Here is an 18,611-nt window from a genome sequence, read left to right on the forward strand (position 1 = left end):
GGCWGGGGGCGGATTGTACCGGGGTTGCCGCCGCAGGCGTACCGGCCCGGGACGGCAGTTGGCATTCACGCCGGGAACTGGGACACTTCCGCCCGCAATGAAGACCGGACTGGGGATCGCAGGGTTGTTGATCGCTTCGCTGGCGGCTGTGCCGGCGAGTGCGGGCACCCTGTACAAGTGTCTCGGCGCCGACGGCGTCTCCAACTACGTCAGCAAGCGCATCCATGGCGCCAGCTGCAGCGTGGTGGGCAGCTACCGCCCGACATCGGGCACCCGGGCGCGGTCTGCCGAGCAGCGGCCGACCACCGCGATCGCGACCACGCCAGCCCCTCCTGCCACCGTGCCGCCGGTCGCCACCAGGGTGCCGGCCAGCGTCGCACCGGCCGTGGCGGCCGCGCCTGCGGCAGCGGGCGCCAGCCGCGCGCAACGGGTGGTGAACGGGCAGGTCTATACGTACATGAAGGACGGCGTGCGCCACTACACCAGCGCCCGGCCGGCGCAGGTCGCCAGCCTGGGCGAAGTGCGCACCATCCGTTACAGCTACATCGAGCGCTGCTATGCCTGCGGCGCGAACCCGGGAGTCAACTTCGGCACGGTGCGGCTCAATACGCAGGCCTACAGCTCCGAGATCGCCGCCGCGGCGCGCGAGTTCGGGGTCGAAGAGGCCGTGGTGCGCGCGGTGATCCATGCCGAGTCGGCGTTCAACCCCACCGCTCTGAGCCGCGCCGGCGCGCAGGGGTTGATGCAGTTGATGCCGGCCACCGCGCGCCGCTTCGGCGTGAGCGACGCCTACGACGCCTCGCAGAACATCCGCGGTGGCGTGCAGTACCTGTCGTGGCTGCTGCGCCGTTTCAATGGCGACCTGACGCTGGCCGCGGCCGGCTACAACGCCGGCGAGGGTGCGGTGGATCGTCATGGCGGCGTGCCGCCCTACAACGAAACCCAGTACTACGTGAAGCGCGTGGCGCAGCTGGCCGACCGCTATCGTGGCGAGCTGGGCTCGCGCCAGTGAGTGCTTTTCCGCTTTATTCCCGGAGCACGTGACAAAAGTCATGGACTCGTGTTTCATCGCGTTGTGCGGCAGCTGAACGTTCAGCTAAACTCGGGGGAGATTCGATTCTGAGCGGTCCGGTTCCACCGGTCGCAGGCAGCCGCAAGCCACCTACATCAATATCGGAGTGCCGGATGGCCAACGATGGGGTAAACGATCCAGTCAATGCCGGACGCCGGCGCTTCCTGACAGCGACCACCGCCGTGGTCGGCGCCGTCGGGGCAGGTTTCGCAGCAGTCCCTTTCATCAAGTCATGGAATCCCAGTGCCAAGGCCCAGCTGGCCGGCGCACCGGTGAATGCCGACATCAGCGCGCTGCAGGAGGGGCAGCGCCTGATCCTGGAGTGGCGAGGTCAGCCGATCTGGATCGTCAAGCGTTCCAAGGCGGTGCTTGAAGCACTGCCGACGCTGGACGGCCGCCTGCGCGATCCCAAGTCCGAAAATGCCGACCAGCAGCCGGACTACGTGCGCAAGGCCAATCCCGAGCTGCGCTCGCTCAAGCCGGAGATCTCCGTGCTCGTCGGCCTGTGCACCCATCTGGGCTGCTCGCCGGAAATGGCGGCCGAGATCAAGCCCGAACCCTACGACCCGGAGTGGAAGGGCGGCTATTTCTGCCCCTGCCACAAGTCGCGCTTCGACATGGCCGGACGCGTGTTCCAGGGCGTGCCGGCGCCGACCAACCTGGTCGTGCCGCCGCACTATTACGCCGACGACAACACCATCGTCATCGGTGTCGATCCTAAGGGGGCGGCATAACCATGTCTGACAACATCCTCGTTCGCCTCGCCAACGGTGCGATGGGCTGGGTCAACGACCGTGCCCCGGCGCTGATGCCGATGTACCGGAAGCACATGTCCGAGTACTACGCGCCGAAGAACTTCAACATCTGGTACATCTTCGGCGTGCTGTCGATGGTGGTGCTGGTCAACCAGATCGTCACCGGCATCTTCCTCACCATGCATTACAAGACCAGCGCGGCGGAAGCCTTCGCCTCGGTCGAGTACATCATGCGCGACGTGGAGTGGGGCTGGCTGATCCGCTACATGCACAGCACCGGCGCCTCGCTGTTCTTCATCGTCGTCTACCTGCACATGTTCCGCGGCCTGATGTACGGCTCCTACAAGAAGCCGCGCGAGCTGGTGTGGATCCTGGGCATGCTGATCTACCTGGCGCTGATGGCCGAAGCCTTCATGGGCTACGTGCTGCCGTGGGGCCAGATGTCGTTCTGGGGCGCGAAGGTCATCATCTCGCTGTTCGGCGCCATCCCGGTGATCGGCGGCGGCCTGACCGAGTGGATCATGGGCGACTACCTGCCGTCCGACGCCACCCTGAACCGCTTCTTCGCCCTGCACGTGATCGCGGTGCCGCTGGTGCTGCTGCTGCTGGTCGTGCTGCATCTTGGCGCGCTGCACGAAGTGGGTTCCAACAACCCCGACGGCGTGGAGATCAAGAAGGGCCCGAAGGGCAACCGCTGGTCGCCGACCGCGCCGGCCGATGGCGTGCCGTTCCATCCGTACTACACGGTGAAGGACACCTTCTACGTGTTTGCGATGATGGTCATCGCCGCCTTCATCATCTTCTTCGCCCCGGCGTTCGGCGGCTGGTTCCTCGAGCACGACAACTTCACCGAGGCCAACCGCCTGGTCACGCCGGAGCACATCAAGCCGGTGTGGTACTACACGCCTTACTACGCGATGCTGCGGGTGATCCCGCACAAGCTGAGCGGCGTGCTGGTGATGTTCGGCGCCATCGCGATCCTGTTCGCGGTGCCCTGGCTGGACCGCGCCAAGGTCAAGTCCTACCGCTACCGGGGCCTGCTTTCCAAGCTGCTGCTGTTCGGCTTCGCCATCAGCTTCGTGTGGCTGGGCAAGATCGGCGCCGGTCCGGGCACCGATCCGGTGGAGACCATCATCGGCCGCTTCCTGACCGCGTATTACTTCCTCTTCTTCCTGACCATGCCAGTGTGGACCAAGCTGGACAAGACCAAGCCGGTGCCGGAGCGGGTGACGACGCATGACTAAGAAATGGATCGCCTTGCTGGCAACGGCCACTGCCGCACTCCTGTTCTCGGCTGCCACCTTCGCTTCCTCGGGCGGCGCGCTGCAGCAGGCGGGCAACGACCTGTCCGACCAGGCGTCGCTGCAGCGCGGTGCGCAGGCCTACATGAACTATTGTTCGGGCTGCCACTCGCTGAAGTACCTGCGTTACTCGCGCATGGCCGCGGACCTGGGCCTGACCGAACAGCAGGTGATGGACAATCTGAATTTCACCGGTGCCAAGTTCGGTGAGCAGATCCATGTCGCCATGACCAAGGAACAGGGCGACAAGTGGTTCGGCAAGATGCCGCCGGACCTGAGCCTGATCTCGCGCGTGCGTGGCAGCGACTGGATCTACACCTATCTGCGGTCGTTCTACCTGGACGAGTCGCGGCCGCTGGGCTGGAACAACAAGTTGTTCCCGAACGCCTCCATGCCCAATCCGCTGTGGGAGCTGCAGGGCCTGCAGCACGCCGAGTTCGGCGAGCCCGACGTGGCCGGCGAACGGCACCCGGAGCGGCTGGTCGTGACCAGCCCGGGGCGGGTGAAGCCGCAGGAGTACGACCAGACCGTCCGCGACATCACCAACTTCCTCGAGTACGCCGGCGAGCCGGCCGTGCTCAAGCGCCAGAGCATGGGCGTGTGGGTGATACTGTTCCTGGCGCTGCTCTCTTTCCTGGCGTACCTGCTCAAGAACGAGTACTGGACGGACGTGCATTGACGTGAGGGTGGGTCCGCGGGCCGGTGCGGGAGGTTGGCTGGCACTTGGCATCGGCGCCGGCTGACTGCACACTCGGGAAGGTGGCGACCGCGGGCGCTGGGCCCGCGGCGCCGTAAGGCTGGCGGATTCCGGCCCTTGGAGAGCCCTTGATGGCGGCGAGTGTGCGCATGCGAAATACCCTGACGTTGTTCTCGGCCAATGACGATGTCCTGTGCCACCGGGTACGGCTGGTGCTGGCCGCGAAGGGTGTCACCTACGATCTGGTGCCGGTCGATCCGCAGAATCCGCCGGAAGACCTGATCGATCTCAATCCTTACCACTCGGTGCCGACACTGGTCGAACGCGAACTGGTGCTCTACGCCGCGTCGGTGGTCAGCGAGTATCTGGACGAGCGTTATCCGCATCCGCCGCTGATGCCGGTGGACCCGCTGTCGCGGGCGCGGCTGCGCCTGGCGATGCTGCGGATCGAGCACGACTGGGTGCCGCAGGTGCAGGCGATCCAGCTGGGCAACAAGACCCAGGCCGAAGCCGCCCGCAAGCGCCTTAAGGAACTGGTGGCGCAGTCGGTGCCGCTGTTCAAGGCGTCCAAGTTCTTCCTGAACCCGGAAATGAGCCTGGCCGACTGCGCGATGGCGCCGATCATCTGGCGGCTGGATGCCCTGGGTATTCCGCTGCCCAAGGACGGCAAGGCCATCGAGGATTACGGCAACCGCATCTTCCGCAACCCGGGTTTCATCCGCAGCCTCACCGATCAGGAGAAGAAGCTGCGCGAACTGCCGGTCTGATGCACCGGCTGTATGCAGACTTATCGATCACCGCCCACGGGCGGTGATCGCGTATCGATGCCGCGTACACTTGCCGCATGAGTGAAGAATCTTTCCGCATGAGCAGCCATCGTCCGTACCTGCTGCGGGCGCTGGTGGAATGGATCAACGACAACGGCATGACCCCGCACATCATGGTCGACGCCGGCGTGCCGGGCGTGCAGGTGCCGGCCAGCGCCGTCAAGGACGAGCGGGTCGTGCTCAACATCGCCGAGCGCGCGGTGATGCGGCTGCACATCGACAACGAGGCCGTGAGTTTCACCGCGCGTTTTTCCGGCGTCAGCTTTCCGGTGAGCGTGCCGATCGCGGCGATACTCGCGGTGTATGCGCGCGAGACGGGGCAGGGCATGGCGTTGCCGGACGACATCCCGGGTACGGATGGCCCCGAGCCGCATGACGACGATACGCCGCCACCCGGCGCGCCGCCGGAACCGCCTCAGCCTTCGGGCAAGCGCCCGTTCCTCCGGGTAGTGAAGTAATCCGCACCGCCGCCGCAAGGCGGCGGTTTTCGTTTGGCGGGACCAGACGCCCGGATCGCACCGGGTGCCGCGGTCAGATGTCCTCGGCCTCGTCGTTGCGTGGCTGCAGCATGCTGACCCGGGCGGCGGCCGGCCCGACGAACGAAACCAGCTGCTTGCCGCGCAGCACCATGCGCCCGCTGTGACGTTCGACGCCGTCGTAGGAATAATCGAAGCGGAAGCTGCGCTCGAAGCCGAGCCAGCCGCTGGGCAGCCGGCACAGGCGCAGCCCGATGGCGTGCACGCTATGGTCCAGCCACTGTACGTCGGCGGCCTGGCAGGCATTGCGGCCAAGTTCGGTGGCGCGTTCGGCCGCGGCCCGGGACGCGTCCCAGAACGCGTAGCCGATGGCGCCGAGGATCATCAGGATCAACAAGGTAGGCATGCCGCCACTTTAGGCGGCTGCGCGCGAAAGCGGAACCACGCTGGAGGCAGTGGGCGGCGTGCCGGCTGCGCGACAGGAATGGCCGATGGTCGAACGGCCCGTCGCCGTGCCTTACCGCGGTCTGGCCGGCTCCGCCGGTGACGGCTGTTGCGCCGGGCCCGTCTCGACCAGCTTCAGCAGCGCGGCCCAGTCCTGCCGGTTGAAATCGCACTCATCTTCGCGGCCGGGTGAGCAGCCCGGTTCCACCGGTGCGGGCTGTGTGCCGGTGTCCAGCGGTGGCGGCACGGTGAGGCGCCCGGTACGGTCCAGCGGCAATTTGCGCATGACCGCCGCATTGGCGACGTTGCCGCCGATCAGGTAGAGGGTCTGGTCGCCGCCGACGTTGGCGGCCACGACCACTTCGCAATGCGATTTCCAGCGGTCGGCACCGCCGGTATCCAAAGCCTGGACCAGGCCGCCATAGTTGATCGGCCTGCTGCGGTCGCGCAGGAAGCAGAGCAGGTCGCCGGGCGCGGGCTTTTCCTGCATCGGGTCGGCGAGCCGGTAGGGTCGGGCGGCATCGCCGCCGCGGCGGGCGGCGCGGATGTAGTCGATGTGCCGCGGCGAGCGGACAAAGCCCGGCACGCCGGCGCGCGTCATGACCCAGGAAATGAAGGCGGCCGACCACGGGTTGTCGATCAGGAAGGCGCGGCAATCGTTGTCGGTTGCACGCTCGCCAGGCAGGGCCAGGCAACTCTGGGCGCCGGGCAGGGCGGCCATCGGCGCCAGAGTGCCGCTCTCGCGCCAATAGCCGGCCACGCGCTGCCAGGCGATCAGGCCGTCGTCAGCAAGGTTGCCGCTCTCGGCTTCGGTGATGGCGAGGCTGGCGATGCGGCCATCGCGGTCGATGAAGGGGCGGTACCAGAGGCGATGTTCGCCGCAGGCGGCGCGGACGATGGCTTTGGCGGTATCGCCCACGCCGTAGCGCGGTGGGATGTCGCAGACCTCCACCGCCATGACCGGGAACACGGCCAGCGACAGTGCGCAGCAGAGCAGGAATCGTTGAACCACGGCGGGCTCCCCTCGGGCATGGAGCGAGCCTCGCAGAAATGGTCGTTCCCGTGTCGTGAAATCACGGGCAGGCCCGGGCTGCGTCCCGAGATCGATGTTCGATCGGCTTGCGTGCAGGTGATGCGGGCCGATCCATGGACAGGCCTTCAGCGCGGCGGAAGGCCCAGCTTCAACGACAGATCGATCGCCTGCACGTGCTTGGTCAGCCCGCCGATGGAGATGCAGTCCACGCCATCCTCGGCGATCGCGCGCAGGCCATCCAGCCCGACGCTGCCGGAGACCTCCAGCGGAATGCGCTTTCCGGGCGGCAGAGCGGCGGCGATGCGCACCGCATCGCGGCGCATGGCCGGAGTGAAGTCGTCGATCAGGATGCGGTCACAGCCGGCGGCCAGCGCTTCCTCCAGCTGCGCCAGGTCCTCGACCTCGACCACCAGCGGCAGGGTGGGCTGCTGCGCGCGGGCGGCCCGCACCGCGCCGGTGAGCGAGCCGGCGGCGCGGATGTGGTTTTCCTTCAGCATCACCATGTCGAACAGGCCGATGCGGTGGTTGTCGCCGCCGCCGCATCGCACCGCGTATTTCTGCGCCAGGCGCAGGCCGGGCAGGGTCTTGCGGGTATCGAGGATGCGCGCCCCGGTGCCGGCCACGGCCGCGACATGGCGCGCGGTGGTGGTGGCGGTGGCCGACAGCGTCTGCATGAAGTTCAACGAAGTGCGCTCGGCGCTGACCAGCGCGCGGCTGCGGCCCTGCAGGGTGGCCAGCACGGTGCCGGCGGCCACGTGCTCGCCTTCGTGCACCCGCCAACCGATCTTCACCTGCGGGTCGAGCGCGCGATGGGTGGCATCGAACCACGGGCGGCCGGCGATCACCGCGTCCTGCTTGCACAGCAGATAGGCGCTGTCGGCGGTATCGGGCAACAACGCGGCGGTGACGTCACCACTGCCGATGTCCTCGGCCAGGGCGCGGGCGACGTCGGCATCGATCTGCTCCTGCGGCGGAGCGGCCGGCGGTTGCGGCAGCATCACTTGCCCGGGAAACCGTCGATCTGCGCGGTGGTGATGGCTTCTTCGGCCAGCAGCACCGGAATGCCGTCCTCGACGCGGAACACCTGCCTGCCGTCGCGGGTGACCAGCGCCTCGCGCAGCGGTTCGGCCTGCAGGCTGTTGTCGGCGCGGACGACGCCGCCAGCGGCGATGGCGCGGTTCAGCGCGTCCAGCCCGGCGCTGTCCAGCAGGGCCAGCGGCTGGCGGGTGTCGGGCGAAACAAGCAGGTCGAGCAGTTTGCGGTCCATCGGGTCGTGGTCTTGCGTGGAAGGCGGCTAGAATACGTCTTTGCAGCAGGTGACGGCCAATGACCCCCAATTCCTCCGCGCCGCTTGTCGGCATCGTGATGGGTTCCCGTTCCGACTGGGAGACCATGCAGCACGCGGCCCAGAAGCTCGACGCGCTGGGCGTTCCGTATGAAGTGAAGGTCGTTTCGGCGCACCGCACGCCGGACGTGCTGTTCACCTATGCCGAGGAGGCTGGCCCGCGCGGGCTGCGCGCGATCATCGCCGGCGCCGGTGGCGCCGCCCACCTGCCGGGCATGATCGCGGCCAAGACCGCGGTGCCGGTGCTGGGCGTGCCGGTGCAGTCCAAGGCGCTGAACGGCATGGATTCGCTGCTGTCGATCGTGCAGATGCCGGCGGGGATTCCGGTGGCCACCTTCGCCATCGGCAACGCTGGCGCGTCGAACGCGGCGCTGTTCGCGGCGGCGATGCTGGCACCGGTGCAGCCGGCGATCGCCGGGGCGCTGGATGCGTTCCGCGCGCGCCAGACGGCCGACGTGATGGCCGCCGACGATCCGCGCCAATGACCACGGTCGGTATTCTCGGTGGCGGGCAGCTGGCCCGCATGATGGTGCTGGCCGGTGCGCCACTGGGGCTGCGCTTCGTGGTGTTCGATCCGGCCGCCGACGCCTGCGCCGGCCAGTTGGCGCCGCTGCAGGTGGGAGCCTTCGACGACACCGCTGCGCTGGCCGAATTCGCCGCCAGGGTGGACGTGGTCACCTTCGATTTTGAGAACGTGCCGGCCGCCAGTGCGCATTGGCTGGCCGAGCGTCGGCCGGTGTTCCCGAACCCTGCCGCGCTGGCCGTGGCGCAGGACCGGCTCAGCGAGAAGACGCTTTTCCAGGAGCTGGGCATTCCGTTGCCGCCGTTCGCCGATATCCGCAGCCGCGACGAACTGGCGGCGAAGGCGGCCGAGTTCGGCATGCCGTGCATCCTCAAGACGCGCCGGCTCGGCTACGACGGCAAGGGCCAGTTCCGCATCCGCGACGCGGCCGACATCGACGCCGCCTGGCAGGCGCTGGGCGCGCAGGCCGGGAAGACCGGGCTGATCCTGGAAGGTTTCGTCGCCTTCGACCGCGAGGTCAGCGTAGTGGCGGTGCGTGGCCGCGATGGCGAATTCCGCGCCTGGCCGCTGACCGGCAACTGGCATGTCGACGGTGTGCTGTCGGCGAGCCTGGCCCCGGCGGTCGCGACGGAGGCACAGCGCGAGGCGGCCATCGGTTACGCGCGCCGGGTGGCCGAGCGGCTCGACTACGTGGGCGTGTTCGCGCTGGAACTGTTCTGCCGCGGCGACGAACTGCTGGCCAACGAGATGGCGCCGCGTGTGCACAACTCCGGCCACTGGACCAGCGACGGCGCCGAGACCTCGCAGTTCGAGAATCATCTGCGCGCGGTGCTCGGCCTGCCACTGGGCGATACGCGCGTGCTGGGCCATGCCTGCATGCTCAACTGGCTCGGCCAGATGCCCGATGCGCGCGCGGTGCTGGCCGAACCCGCCGGCCACTGGCACGACTACGGCAAGCAGCCGCGCGAAGGCCGCAAGGTGGGCCACGCCAATCTGCGCGACGACGCTGCCGCGGCCCTGGCCGCCGCGCTGGAGCGGGTGGGGCAGGCGCTGGGTCGCCAGGCGCAGGTCGAACCTGTGGTGCGCACGCTGCGGGGCAATTGACCGGGCTGCGTCCTTCCGGTCAGTGCCGGCCGCTGGCCGGCAACCGTGGGCTCCCTCCGGCATCCATGGGGCGGCCTGCCGCCACAGCCGCAGGATCGGCAACGCTGCGGTGCGTCCATGCACACAGCGGTGCAATGGGCGCGGTGGTAGCTTGGAGCTCCTTTCATCGGAGCCGCCGCCATGCTGGATTGGAACGAATACCGTCGCGAACTGAAGGGCCGGATCGGCGAACTGGGCAAGCTTTCGCCCGATACGCTCAAGGGCTACATGACGCTGAGCGGCGCCGGTGCGCAGACCGCGCACCTGGACGGCAAGACCCGTGAGCTGATCGCGCTGGCGGTGGCGGTGACCACCCGTTGCGACGGCTGCATCACCACCCATGTGGACGCGGCGCTGAAACAGGGCGCCAGCCGCGAGGAGATAGCCGAGGCACTCGGCGTGGCGGTGGCGCTCAATGCCGGCGCGGCGCTGGTTTACTCGGCGCGGGTGCTGGACGCGGTGGCCGCCCACGGCTGAGCCGGCGGCAATGGCGGGCCGGCTCGCTGCGAGCCGGTCCGTGTGCAGTTGCGCGGGTTCCTGCCGGCATCCGGCGTCGCCGCGTCGCGAACCTCAGCGCAGCTGGGTGCCGACGAAGTCCCAGTTCACCAGCTTCCAGAACGATTGCAGGTAACGTCCGCGGTCGTTCTGGAAGTCCGTGTACCAGGCGTGTTCCCACAGGTCGCAGGCCAGCAGCGGCGTGCTGTCGCCGGTCAGCGGCGTATTCGCGTTGCGGGTGGTGACGATGGCCAGGCGGCCGTCGGGATGCTGTACCAGCCAGGCCCAGCCGGAACCGGACAGCGCCGATGCGGCGCGGTTGAATTCCTCGCGCAGCTTCTGCGTGTCGCCGAATTGCCGGGCGATGTGTTCGGCCAATGCGCCGTGTGGCTCGCCGCCGGCCCGCGGATGCAGGCACTGCCAGTAGAACGCGTGATTCCAGGCCTGGGCGGCGGCCTCGAACAGGCTGCCCTGGCTGCTGCGGACGATGTCCTCCAGCGGCAGATCCTCCAGTTCGGTGCCGGCGATGCGGGCATTGACCGCGTCGACATAGGCGCGCTGGTGACGGCCATGGTGCAGGTCCAGCGTTGCCGACGAAAGATGGGGCTGCAGGGCATCGCGGGGGTAGGGCAGATCGGGCAGTTCGACGGGCATGGTCCGTTTCTTTTCTGTCTGGGGCGCCGGGAGCCGGCTGGCTCGGCTTACAATCGGCAGCCACGGAAGAAGAGTCTATCCGACCGGACGGACCGTTCTTTCGCAGCAGCAGGGAGATTCCAATGGCGGTGATGGAGCAAATCCAGGCGGAGGTGGAGCAGCATCCCCTCGTCCTGTTCATGAAGGGGACGCCGCAGTATCCGATGTGCGGTTTCTCCAGCCGGGCCGTGCAGGCGCTGCTGGCGGCGGGAGCGGTCAACCTGCGCACCGTCAACGTGCTCGAATTCCCAGAAGTGCGCGCCAACCTGCCGCGTTATTCCAACTGGCCGACGTTTCCGCAGTTCTTCATGCATGGCGAACTGATAGGCGGCTGCGACATCATCCTCGAGCTGCTGGAATCTGGCGAACTCAAGCGCATCGTCGCCGAGGCGGGCCAGGCGTGAGCGCGCAATCGATGGAAGCCGGAACCGACTCCGCTCCCCGCCTGGACGGACGCGTCGTCCTGGTTGCTGGCGCTGCGGGCGGCCTGGGCGCGGCCGCGACGCGGGCCTGTGCGGCTGCCGGTGCCACCGTGGTGCTGCTCGGGCGCAAGGTCGCCAAGCTCAACCGGGTCTATGACAGCGCCGCGCAGCTCGGTCCCGAGCCGCTGCTCTATCCGCTGGACCTGGAAGGCGCCTCGCCCGACGACTATGCCGCGCTGGCCGGGCGCCTGGAATCCGAGGTCGGCCGACTGGATGGCCTGCTGCACTGCGCGGCCGATTTCGCTGGCCTGACGCCCTTCGCGCTGGGCGACCCGGCCGCTTTCGCCCGTGCCATCCATGTGAACCTCACTGCTCGTGCCTGGCTGACCCAGGCCTGCCTGCCGCTGCTGCGCCAGCGGGAGGATGCGGCGGTGGTGTTCGCGCTGGACGACCCGCAGCGGGTCGGGCAGGCCTATTGGGGCGGCTATGGCGTAGCCCAGTATGGTCTGCGCGGCCTGCTGGACACGCTGCACCACGAACTTCGCAGCGGCCCGGTGCGGGTCAGTGGGTTGCAGCCACGTCCCATGCGCACGCCCCTGCGGGCACGCGCATTCACCCATGAAACCGACTATGAACCGGTCGATCCGGCGGCCTGCGCCGATGCCTGCGTGCAGTTGCTGGCCGTCGAGGGAGCGCCCTGGCGCGGCAAGGTGATGGAACTGCGCGGGTGACCATCCTTTCTGCCGCGCTGCTGCTGTTCCTGATCCTGGATCCGCTGGGCAACATCCCGGTGTTCCTCAGCCTGCTCAAACCGCTGCCGGCCAAACGCCAACGCATCGTGCTTCGGCGCGAACTGCTGATCGCACTGGCGGTGCTGATGGCTTTCCTGTGGGGCGGCAAGTACGCGCTGGAGCTGATGCACCTGCGGCAGGAGTCGGTGTCCATCGCCGGCGGCATCGTGCTGTTCCTGATCGGCATCCGCATGATCTTCCCGCGACCTGAGGGGTTGATGGGTGCGGTGCCCGACGGCGAGCCCTTCATCGTGCCGATGGCGATCCCGCTGGTGGCCGGTCCGTCGGGGATGGCGGCAGTCATGCTGATGGGCAGCAACGAGCCGGATCGCCTGGGTGAATGGAGCCTGGCGTTGCTGCTGGCCTGGGGGGCGACCGCAGCGATCCTGATGTCGGCCACGCTGCTCTACAGACTGCTCGGGGCGCGGGCGCTGATCGCACTGGAACGCCTGATGGGCATGCTGCTCGTCGCGATCTCCGTGCAGATGTTGCTGGATGGTGTCGCGGTCTACCTGGCATCCCTTTCGTAAGTCGTTGATTCGATTGTGCAGGTTTTGCTGCATTGCAAGATCGCTGTCTTGCTACGGTCATATTCGATGCTTACCGTGTTAACCTTATCTTAACCGTTGCGCATGTAACCGCCGCGGAAGGTACCCCCAGATTCAAGCCGATCAGGCGCCCGGTGGCCCCGGGGCTGATGGATCGCGTTTTTTCCCAATCGCCAACTCGTATCGAGGCTACCCAGAATGAACCACCCTCGCATCCGGATGTCCAAGCTTGCCCTTGGTCTCGTTGCCGCTCTCGCGGCCGCACCGGCTTTCGCACAAAGCACCTCCGCCGGCGTCGGCGGCCAAGTCACCAACAACGGCGGCTCGCCGGTTGTCGGTGCCGAAGTCACCATCACCCACATCGAGTCGGGTACGGTCAGCCGTGCTACCACCGATGCTTCGGGTCGTTACAACGCGCGCGGCCTGCGTGTGGGTGGTCCGTACACCATCACCATCACCAAACCGGGTGAGGGCACCAAGACGGAAGAGGGCGTGTACCTCAACCTGAACCAGGTGAGTACGGTCAATGCCGCACTGGCGGGTGATCTGGCGGCTACCAATCTGGAAGCGGTGCAGGTGGTTGCTTCTGCCGGCTCGGTTGTGTTCAGCGCCGACAACAAGGGCGTGGGTACGTCGATCAGCGGCCGTCAGCTGGAAATCGCTCCGCAGGGCAATCGCTCGCTGGATGACATCGCCCGTCTGGATCCGCGCATCAGCGTGACCGATCAGGCCACGGGTGCGATCTCGGTGGCTGGCGTGAACAACCGCTACAACAGCATTTCGGTCGATGGTCTGTCCCAGGGCGACCCGTTCGGCCTGAACGCCAATGGCATGCCGTACACGGGTTCGCCGATCTCGGTGGATACCATTGCAGCCTATGACATCAAGGTCTCCGACTACGATGTGGCCCAGGACAGCGTGGGTGCGAGCATCAATGCCGTCACCAAGTCCGGTACCAACGACTTCCATGGTTCGGTGTACTACGTGTACAAGGATGCCGGCAGCATGGTCGGCAAGAGCCATGGGCAGAAGTATGCGGCGTTTGACAAGGACACGACCAAGGGTGTGACCTTTGGTGGTCCGATCCTCAAGGACAAGCTGTTCTTCTTCGGTTCGTATGAAGAGCAGAAGGTCACCAATTTCGGTGGCGCGACCACCGCCGATGGCCTTGCCCGTGGCGTGGTTTCCCAGGCCGAAATCAACGAAGTGATCGACATTGCCAAGAACGTTTGGCACATCGATCCGGGCACCTACGGTTCGCTCGGCGTCGATCTGGATACCAAGCGTTACCTGGGCAAGATCGACTGGAACATCAACGACTCCCATCGTGCCAGCCTGACCTACCAGCAGACCGAGGAGTCGCTGCCGCAGCCTTACGATGACGGCGCGTCCACGGTGATCCTGAGCACCCGCTGGTACACCAAAACCAGCACCACCAAGAACACCTCGCTGCAGTTGTTCAGTGACTGGACCGACAACTTCACGACCGAAGCCAAGTTCAGCTACCAGCAGTTCGACCAGAACAGCGCCAATGCCATCAAGCTGCCGACCATCAACGTGACCACTGCTGGCAACAGCAGCGGCAGCGGGCAGGGCGTGCGTCTGGGTGAAGACCGCAACCGCCACTTGAATTCGATCAGCACCAAGAAGACCACCGCGTCGATCTTTGGTACCTATTACGCTGGCGATCACACGATCAAGGGCGGCTTCGATTACCTCAAGAACGATGCGCTGAACCTGTACGGTCGTGACCTGCACGGCGTGTATGTGTTCAACAGTATCGAAGATTTCCGCACCGGCAACTACTGGCGTTACGACGTGCGTCGTCCGGTTGATGGGTTCACCGAGGCCGATACCGCTGCTGCGATCAAGTTCAGCCAGTTCAGTCCGTTCATCCAGGACACCTGGCAGGTCAACGACAACCTGTCGCTGGTCTATGGCGTTCGCGTCAACATCCCCAGTGCTGACAAGGCGCCGGAGCGCAAGCCGGGCTTTGAAGAGGCGTTTGGCTTCCGCAACGACTTCAAGCTGAGCAGCAGCAACAAGGTCATCCTGCCGCGCGTTGCCTTCAACTACACCTTCGATACGCCGCGCTACTCGCAGCTGCGCGGTGGCATTGGCCTGTTCCAGAGCGTGCCGCCGTTCGTGTGGCTGGCCAACCCGTACCAGAACAACGGTATGACTTCGGCTTCGTTCTGTGCGACCAATCCGGCCAACCCGGTGCGGGGCTGTGCGACGAATAACGGTGAATATAAGTTCAATCCGGATCCGAACAACCAGCCGGTTCCGCCGAATCTGGCCGCCTCGGGCAGCGCCCAGATGGACAGCATCGATCCGAACTTCAAGCTTCCGACCGTGTGGAAGGTGAGCCTGGGCTACGACGCCGAGCTGCCGTGGTGGGGGCTGGTGGGTACGGTTGAAGTCCAGCACCTGAAGAACAAGGACGGCGTGTTCTACAAGGCGCTGAACATCGGCAAGGCGCAGGGCCAGTTGGCCGACGGTCGTGACAGCTACTGGTGCACGCCGGGCAACACGAAGAACTGTGGTGCGGTGGCAGGTTTCACCACCAATTCGACCGTGCTGACCAACACCAGCAAGGGCGCTTCCACGGCTGTGACCTTCTCGCTGGACAAGCCTTTCGACAATGGCTGGTACGGCAACATCAGCTATACCTTCACCAAGGCTACCGAGGTCGGTTCGGAGACCAGTTCGCAGGCGTGGTCCAGCTATCAGTTTGTGTCGCGTCTGAATCCGAATGATGAGTACGCAGGCACTGCCACCCGCGAGATCCGTGATTCGCTCAAGGCCTCTTTGGGTTGGGAGCATGCGTTCTTCGGTAACTACAAGACCAGCTTCACGGCGTTCTATACCGGCCGCACCGGCCTGCCGTACACCTGGATCGTGGATGGCGACCCGAATGGCGACGGTATCTTCCAGGATCCGGCCTACATCCCGACGCGCGGCGACTCGAAGGTCAGCTACGTCTATGGCAACAAGGCCGCAACTGCCGATCAGATCGCTGCATTCCAGGCGTTCATTGACAGCAATCCGTACCTGAGTGGCCGTCGTGGCGGCATCGCCGATCGCAATGGCGCGCGCAATCCGTGGGTGAACCAGGTTGACGTGAGTGTCCAGCAGGAACTGCCGGGCTTCTTCAAGGAACACAAGTCGATCGTCCGTCTGGATATCTACAATTTCCTGAACATGCTCAACAAGGATTGGGGCATCACGGAAAACGTGGGTGGCTTCGACACCCGTTACCTGGCCAAGCTGAGCAAGGTCAATCCGGACGGCACCTACGTGTACGACTTGTCCGGTGCCAACTCGCCGCAGAACTCCACGGTGTACGACTTCAACCGTGGCTATCCGTCGCGCCCGGTTTCGCGTTGGTCCGCTCTGCTGACCCTGCGTTACGAGTTCTGATGCCCTGACGGATCAGTACGGAACAGGAGAACGGCCGGGGAAACCCGGCCGTTTTCCTTTTCATGGGGGCAGCGCTACATTCGACCAACTGAGAAGACGGGACCGATGATGGAAATGACGACGAAAGAAACGGTGGCGCGCGCGCTGCCGGTACAGGACGCGCGGATCTATCCGCGCGGTGGTCTGGACGTGCTGTCGCGGGCGGAGGTGGCACGCCTGCGCGACGCCTCCAGCGGCGGCATGCACGAGCTGCTGCGGCGCTGCGCGCTGGCGGTGCTGACCAGTGGCAGCGCGTCGGACGATCCGCGCGCCGCGCGCGATCTCTATCCAGATTTCGACATCCAGGTCGCCCAGCAGGACCGCGGCGTCCGCATCGACCTGAGCAATGCGCCGGCGATGGCCTTCGTCGACGGCGAGATCATCCGCGGCATCGCCGAGCTGCTGTTCTCGGTCGTGCGCGACCTGGCTTACATGGCCATCGAGCTGGGGCCGGAGTATGCCTCGGACCTGGAAACGTCGGAGGGCATTACCAACGCGGTGTTCGGCGTGCTGCGCAATGCGCGCATCCTGCAGCCGAGCGAGCCGAACCTGGTCGTGTGCTGGGGCGGCCACTCGATTTCCCGCGACGAATATCTGTATACCAAGCAGGTCGGCTACGAGCTGGGGCTGCGCGGCCTGGATATCTGCACCGGCTGCGGCCCGGGTGCGATGAAGGGCCCGATGAAGGGCGCGACGATCGCCCATGCCAAGCAGCGCAAGACAAATACGCGCTACATCGGCATCACCGAGCCGGGCATCATCGCGGCCGAATCGCCGAACCCGATCGTGAACCACCTGGTGATCATGCCGGACATCGAGAAGCGCCTGGAGGCCTTCGTCCGCATGGGGCACGGCATCATCGTGTTCCCAGGTGGTGTCGGCACCGCCGAGGAAATCCTGTATCTGCTGGGCATCCTGCTGCGCGAGGAGAACAAGGCGCTGCCGTTCCCGCTGATCCTCAGCGGACCGACCGTCGCTGCGCCGTACTTCGAGCAGATCGACCGGTTCATCCGCCTGACCCTGGGCGAGGAGGCGGCCAGTCGCTACGAGATCATCGTCGGCGATCCGGTCGCCGTGGCACGGCGCATGACGCAGGGCATCAAGCGGGTGCGCGAGTACCGGCTGGCGCACAAGGATTCGTTCTTCTTCAACTGGTCGGTGGAAATCCCGAGGGAGTACCAGCAACCGTTCGTGCCGACGCACGAGGCGATGGCCGCGCTGGACCTGCACCATGGTCGTCCCGCACCGGAACTGGCGGCCGACCTGCGTCGCGCGTTCTCGGGCATCGTCGCCGGCAACGTCAAGGAGGACAGCATGCAGCGGATCGAGCAGTCCGGGCCGTTCGTGATCCATGGCGACCCGGACATGATGCAGGCGCTGGACGCGCTGTTGCGTGCCTTCGTCGAACAGCGGCGCATGAAGATATCCGGCGAGTATCACCCCTGTTACCAGGTCGTGACCTGAGCCGGCGCGCCGCTGCGGCGCGGGCCCGATGCCGCTGGGCATCGGGCTTGGTCCGCCGCGGCTGCCGGCCCGGTGCCCGCACTCAGCCGGCCGGCACCCGCAACGAGGCCAGATAGCGCCGGTCGGCGATCTCCGTGTGGACGTCGCCGCCCATCATCTGCACCCGCGCGCGCAACGCCTGCAACCCCACGCTGTGGCCGCGGTGGATGCTGCTCGTGGCGGCGGGCAGGTCATTGCTGACCGTGATCATGGCGCCCCCGGCTTCGGCCTGGATGGCGATCCGCAGCCTGCACGGCCCGGCGGAGGGTTCCACGCCATGGTGGATGGCGTTCTCCACCAGCGGCTGGATCGACAGGATCGGCACCTGCAGGTCGGGCAGCGCGTCCGGCAACGCCCATTCCACCTGCATCCGCGCGCCGAAGCGCAGCTGCTCGATGGCGATGTAGCGACGGGCCAGTTCCACCTCCTCGCGCAGCGGGACCTGGCGCGAGTCGGTCAGGGCCGCGCGGAACAGATCTGCCAGGTCCAGCAGCAGCTGCTCGGCCTTCTGCGGTTGCTGATGCACGAGCGCGGCCCCGGTATTGAGCGTGTTGAACAGGAAGTGCGGATGGATGCGCGCCTGCAGGGCCTCCAGTTCCGCCTGTTTTGCGCGCAATGCCAGTTGCCGGACGCGCCAGTGGTTCTGGAATGCAAGCAATACCAGCAGCCCGGCGACCAGCGCCAATGCCAGCGCGCGCAGCACGAACAGGGCGCCTTCGTGATCCACCTCGACGTGGCGGAAGCTCATCAGCGTCCAGGCGGCCAGTGCCATCAACAGGGTGGTGACCAGCAGCACGCCCAGGCAGGCCCATGCCAGCGGCTGGGGACCGAGCCGGCCCAGCGCCGGGCGAAGCAGGTGGACCAGGGCCAGGGTGCCGAGGGTCGCCCACTGGATGCCCAGCGATGCCAGCCCGAACAGCACCAGCCGGTCGTCCACCGGTGCCGGCGACAGGGCAAGCAGCCCGGCCAGTGCCTCGCCGGCGAGGACCACCGCGATCAAGGTCGAGGGGCTGAGCAGGATGTCGATCGGGCGATGGGGATGCGGCACGGCACCAGCCTGGGCGGGGAACCGAGATCATAG

The 18,611-nt window shown here is 66.4% G+C and carries 20 protein-coding genes; 14 read left to right on the forward strand and 6 right to left on the reverse strand.

The window, feature by feature from the left end; genetic code table 11:
* Positions 1–97: 97 nt before the first annotated feature.
* From AC1DGW_RS02045 to AC1DGW_RS02070, 6 genes are all read left to right on the forward strand, one after another.
* The gene (locus AC1DGW_RS02045) at positions 98–1,012 is read left to right on the forward strand and encodes a lytic transglycosylase domain-containing protein (protein ID WP_478019012.1); all 915 of its coding nucleotides are present in this window, start codon (positions 98–100) and stop codon (positions 1,010–1,012) included.
* A gap of 173 nt (positions 1,013–1,185) precedes the next feature.
* Complete coding sequence (gene petA / locus AC1DGW_RS02050) at positions 1,186–1,806, forward strand: ubiquinol-cytochrome c reductase iron-sulfur subunit (RefSeq protein WP_055770034.1); 621 nt, start codon at positions 1,186–1,188, stop codon at positions 1,804–1,806.
* A 2-nt stretch (positions 1,807–1,808) separates the two neighbouring features.
* The gene (locus AC1DGW_RS02055) at positions 1,809–3,071 is read left to right on the forward strand and encodes a cytochrome b (RefSeq protein ID WP_478019013.1); all 1,263 of its coding nucleotides are present in this window, start codon (positions 1,809–1,811) and stop codon (positions 3,069–3,071) included.
* Entirely contained in the window at positions 3,064–3,807 is a 744-nt protein-coding gene (locus AC1DGW_RS02060) for a cytochrome c1 (protein WP_478019014.1), read from the forward strand. Before AC1DGW_RS02055 ends, AC1DGW_RS02060 begins: the two co-directional genes overlap by 8 nt.
* Positions 3,808–3,956: 149 nt before the next feature.
* Positions 3,957–4,592 carry a glutathione S-transferase N-terminal domain-containing protein gene (locus tag AC1DGW_RS02065; RefSeq protein ID WP_055770026.1) on the forward strand — a complete coding sequence of 212 codons (636 nt, stop codon included), beginning with the start codon at positions 3,957–3,959 and terminating at the stop codon, positions 4,590–4,592.
* 77 nt (positions 4,593–4,669) lie between these two features.
* On the forward strand, positions 4,670–5,110 hold the full coding sequence (locus AC1DGW_RS02070; RefSeq protein WP_478019015.1) for a ClpXP protease specificity-enhancing factor: 441 nt from the start codon (positions 4,670–4,672) through the stop codon (positions 5,108–5,110).
* Between the two features lie 73 nt (positions 5,111–5,183).
* On the opposite strand, the gene AC1DGW_RS02075 is transcribed toward AC1DGW_RS02070, so the two are convergent.
* From AC1DGW_RS02075 to AC1DGW_RS02090, 4 genes are all read right to left on the reverse strand, one after another.
* Positions 5,184–5,534 (reverse strand): DUF3301 domain-containing protein, encoded by a 351-nt coding sequence (locus AC1DGW_RS02075; RefSeq protein WP_478019016.1) that lies wholly within the window; start codon positions 5,532–5,534, stop codon positions 5,184–5,186.
* Positions 5,535–5,645: 111 nt separating this feature from the next.
* On the reverse strand, positions 5,646–6,530 hold the full coding sequence (locus AC1DGW_RS02080; RefSeq protein WP_478019618.1) for a DUF2272 domain-containing protein: 885 nt from the start codon (positions 6,528–6,530) through the stop codon (positions 5,646–5,648).
* A gap of 200 nt (positions 6,531–6,730) precedes the next feature.
* A complete protein-coding gene (nadC, locus tag AC1DGW_RS02085; protein WP_478019620.1) occupies positions 6,731–7,603 on the reverse strand; it encodes a carboxylating nicotinate-nucleotide diphosphorylase in 873 nt (290 codons plus the stop codon).
* A complete protein-coding gene (locus tag AC1DGW_RS02090) occupies positions 7,603–7,872 on the reverse strand; it encodes a Trm112 family protein (RefSeq protein WP_478019017.1) in 270 nt (89 codons plus the stop codon). Before AC1DGW_RS02090 ends, nadC begins: the two co-directional genes overlap by 1 nt.
* Before the next feature lie 59 nt (positions 7,873–7,931).
* On the opposite strand from AC1DGW_RS02090, the gene purE reads away from it, so the two are divergent.
* From purE to AC1DGW_RS02105, 3 genes are all read left to right on the forward strand, one after another.
* Complete coding sequence (purE, locus tag AC1DGW_RS02095; protein WP_478019018.1) at positions 7,932–8,435, forward strand: 5-(carboxyamino)imidazole ribonucleotide mutase; 504 nt, start codon at positions 7,932–7,934, stop codon at positions 8,433–8,435.
* Positions 8,432–9,577: a 5-(carboxyamino)imidazole ribonucleotide synthase gene (locus tag AC1DGW_RS02100; protein ID WP_478019019.1), complete on the forward strand. Its 1,146-nt coding sequence runs from the start codon at positions 8,432–8,434 to the stop codon at positions 9,575–9,577. The genes purE and AC1DGW_RS02100 overlap by 4 nt, the downstream gene beginning before the upstream one ends.
* 180 nt (positions 9,578–9,757) lie before the next feature.
* Complete coding sequence (locus AC1DGW_RS02105) at positions 9,758–10,093, forward strand: carboxymuconolactone decarboxylase family protein (protein ID WP_478019020.1); 336 nt, start codon at positions 9,758–9,760, stop codon at positions 10,091–10,093.
* Positions 10,094–10,186: 93 nt separating this feature from the next.
* On the opposite strand, the gene AC1DGW_RS02110 is transcribed toward AC1DGW_RS02105, so the two are convergent.
* Positions 10,187–10,765 carry a superoxide dismutase gene (locus AC1DGW_RS02110; RefSeq protein WP_478019021.1) on the reverse strand — a complete coding sequence of 193 codons (579 nt, stop codon included), beginning with the start codon at positions 10,763–10,765 and terminating at the stop codon, positions 10,187–10,189.
* 122 nt (positions 10,766–10,887) lie between these two features.
* Between AC1DGW_RS02110 and grxD the strand changes: the two genes are divergently transcribed.
* The 5 genes from grxD to ppnN all read left to right on the forward strand — a co-directional run bounded on the left by grxD (position 10,888) and on the right by ppnN (position 17,491).
* Positions 10,888–11,208, forward strand: a complete 321-nt coding sequence (gene grxD, locus AC1DGW_RS02115) for a Grx4 family monothiol glutaredoxin (protein WP_055769999.1) — start codon at positions 10,888–10,890, stop codon at positions 11,206–11,208.
* A gap of 11 nt (positions 11,209–11,219) precedes the next feature.
* Positions 11,220–11,957, forward strand: coding sequence for an SDR family NAD(P)-dependent oxidoreductase (locus AC1DGW_RS02120; protein ID WP_478019022.1), 738 nt, complete (start codon positions 11,220–11,222; stop codon positions 11,955–11,957).
* Entirely contained in the window at positions 11,954–12,547 is a 594-nt protein-coding gene (locus AC1DGW_RS02125) for a YhgN family NAAT transporter (RefSeq protein ID WP_478019023.1), read from the forward strand. Before AC1DGW_RS02120 ends, AC1DGW_RS02125 begins: the two co-directional genes overlap by 4 nt.
* 216 nt (positions 12,548–12,763) lie before the next feature.
* The gene (locus AC1DGW_RS02130) at positions 12,764–15,988 is read left to right on the forward strand and encodes a TonB-dependent receptor (protein WP_478019024.1); all 3,225 of its coding nucleotides are present in this window, start codon (positions 12,764–12,766) and stop codon (positions 15,986–15,988) included.
* Positions 15,989–16,102: 114 nt separating this feature from the next.
* Entirely contained in the window at positions 16,103–17,491 is a 1,389-nt protein-coding gene (ppnN, locus tag AC1DGW_RS02135) for a nucleotide 5'-monophosphate nucleosidase PpnN (protein ID WP_478019025.1), read from the forward strand.
* 82 nt (positions 17,492–17,573) lie between these two features.
* Here the strand turns inward: ppnN and AC1DGW_RS02140 are convergent, their stop codons facing one another.
* Positions 17,574–18,578 (reverse strand): sensor histidine kinase, encoded by a 1,005-nt coding sequence (locus tag AC1DGW_RS02140; protein ID WP_478019026.1) that lies wholly within the window; start codon positions 18,576–18,578, stop codon positions 17,574–17,576.
* Between the last annotated feature and the right edge of the window lie 33 nt (positions 18,579–18,611).

Source organism: Stenotrophomonas sp. 05N423 (assembly GCF_056397145.1).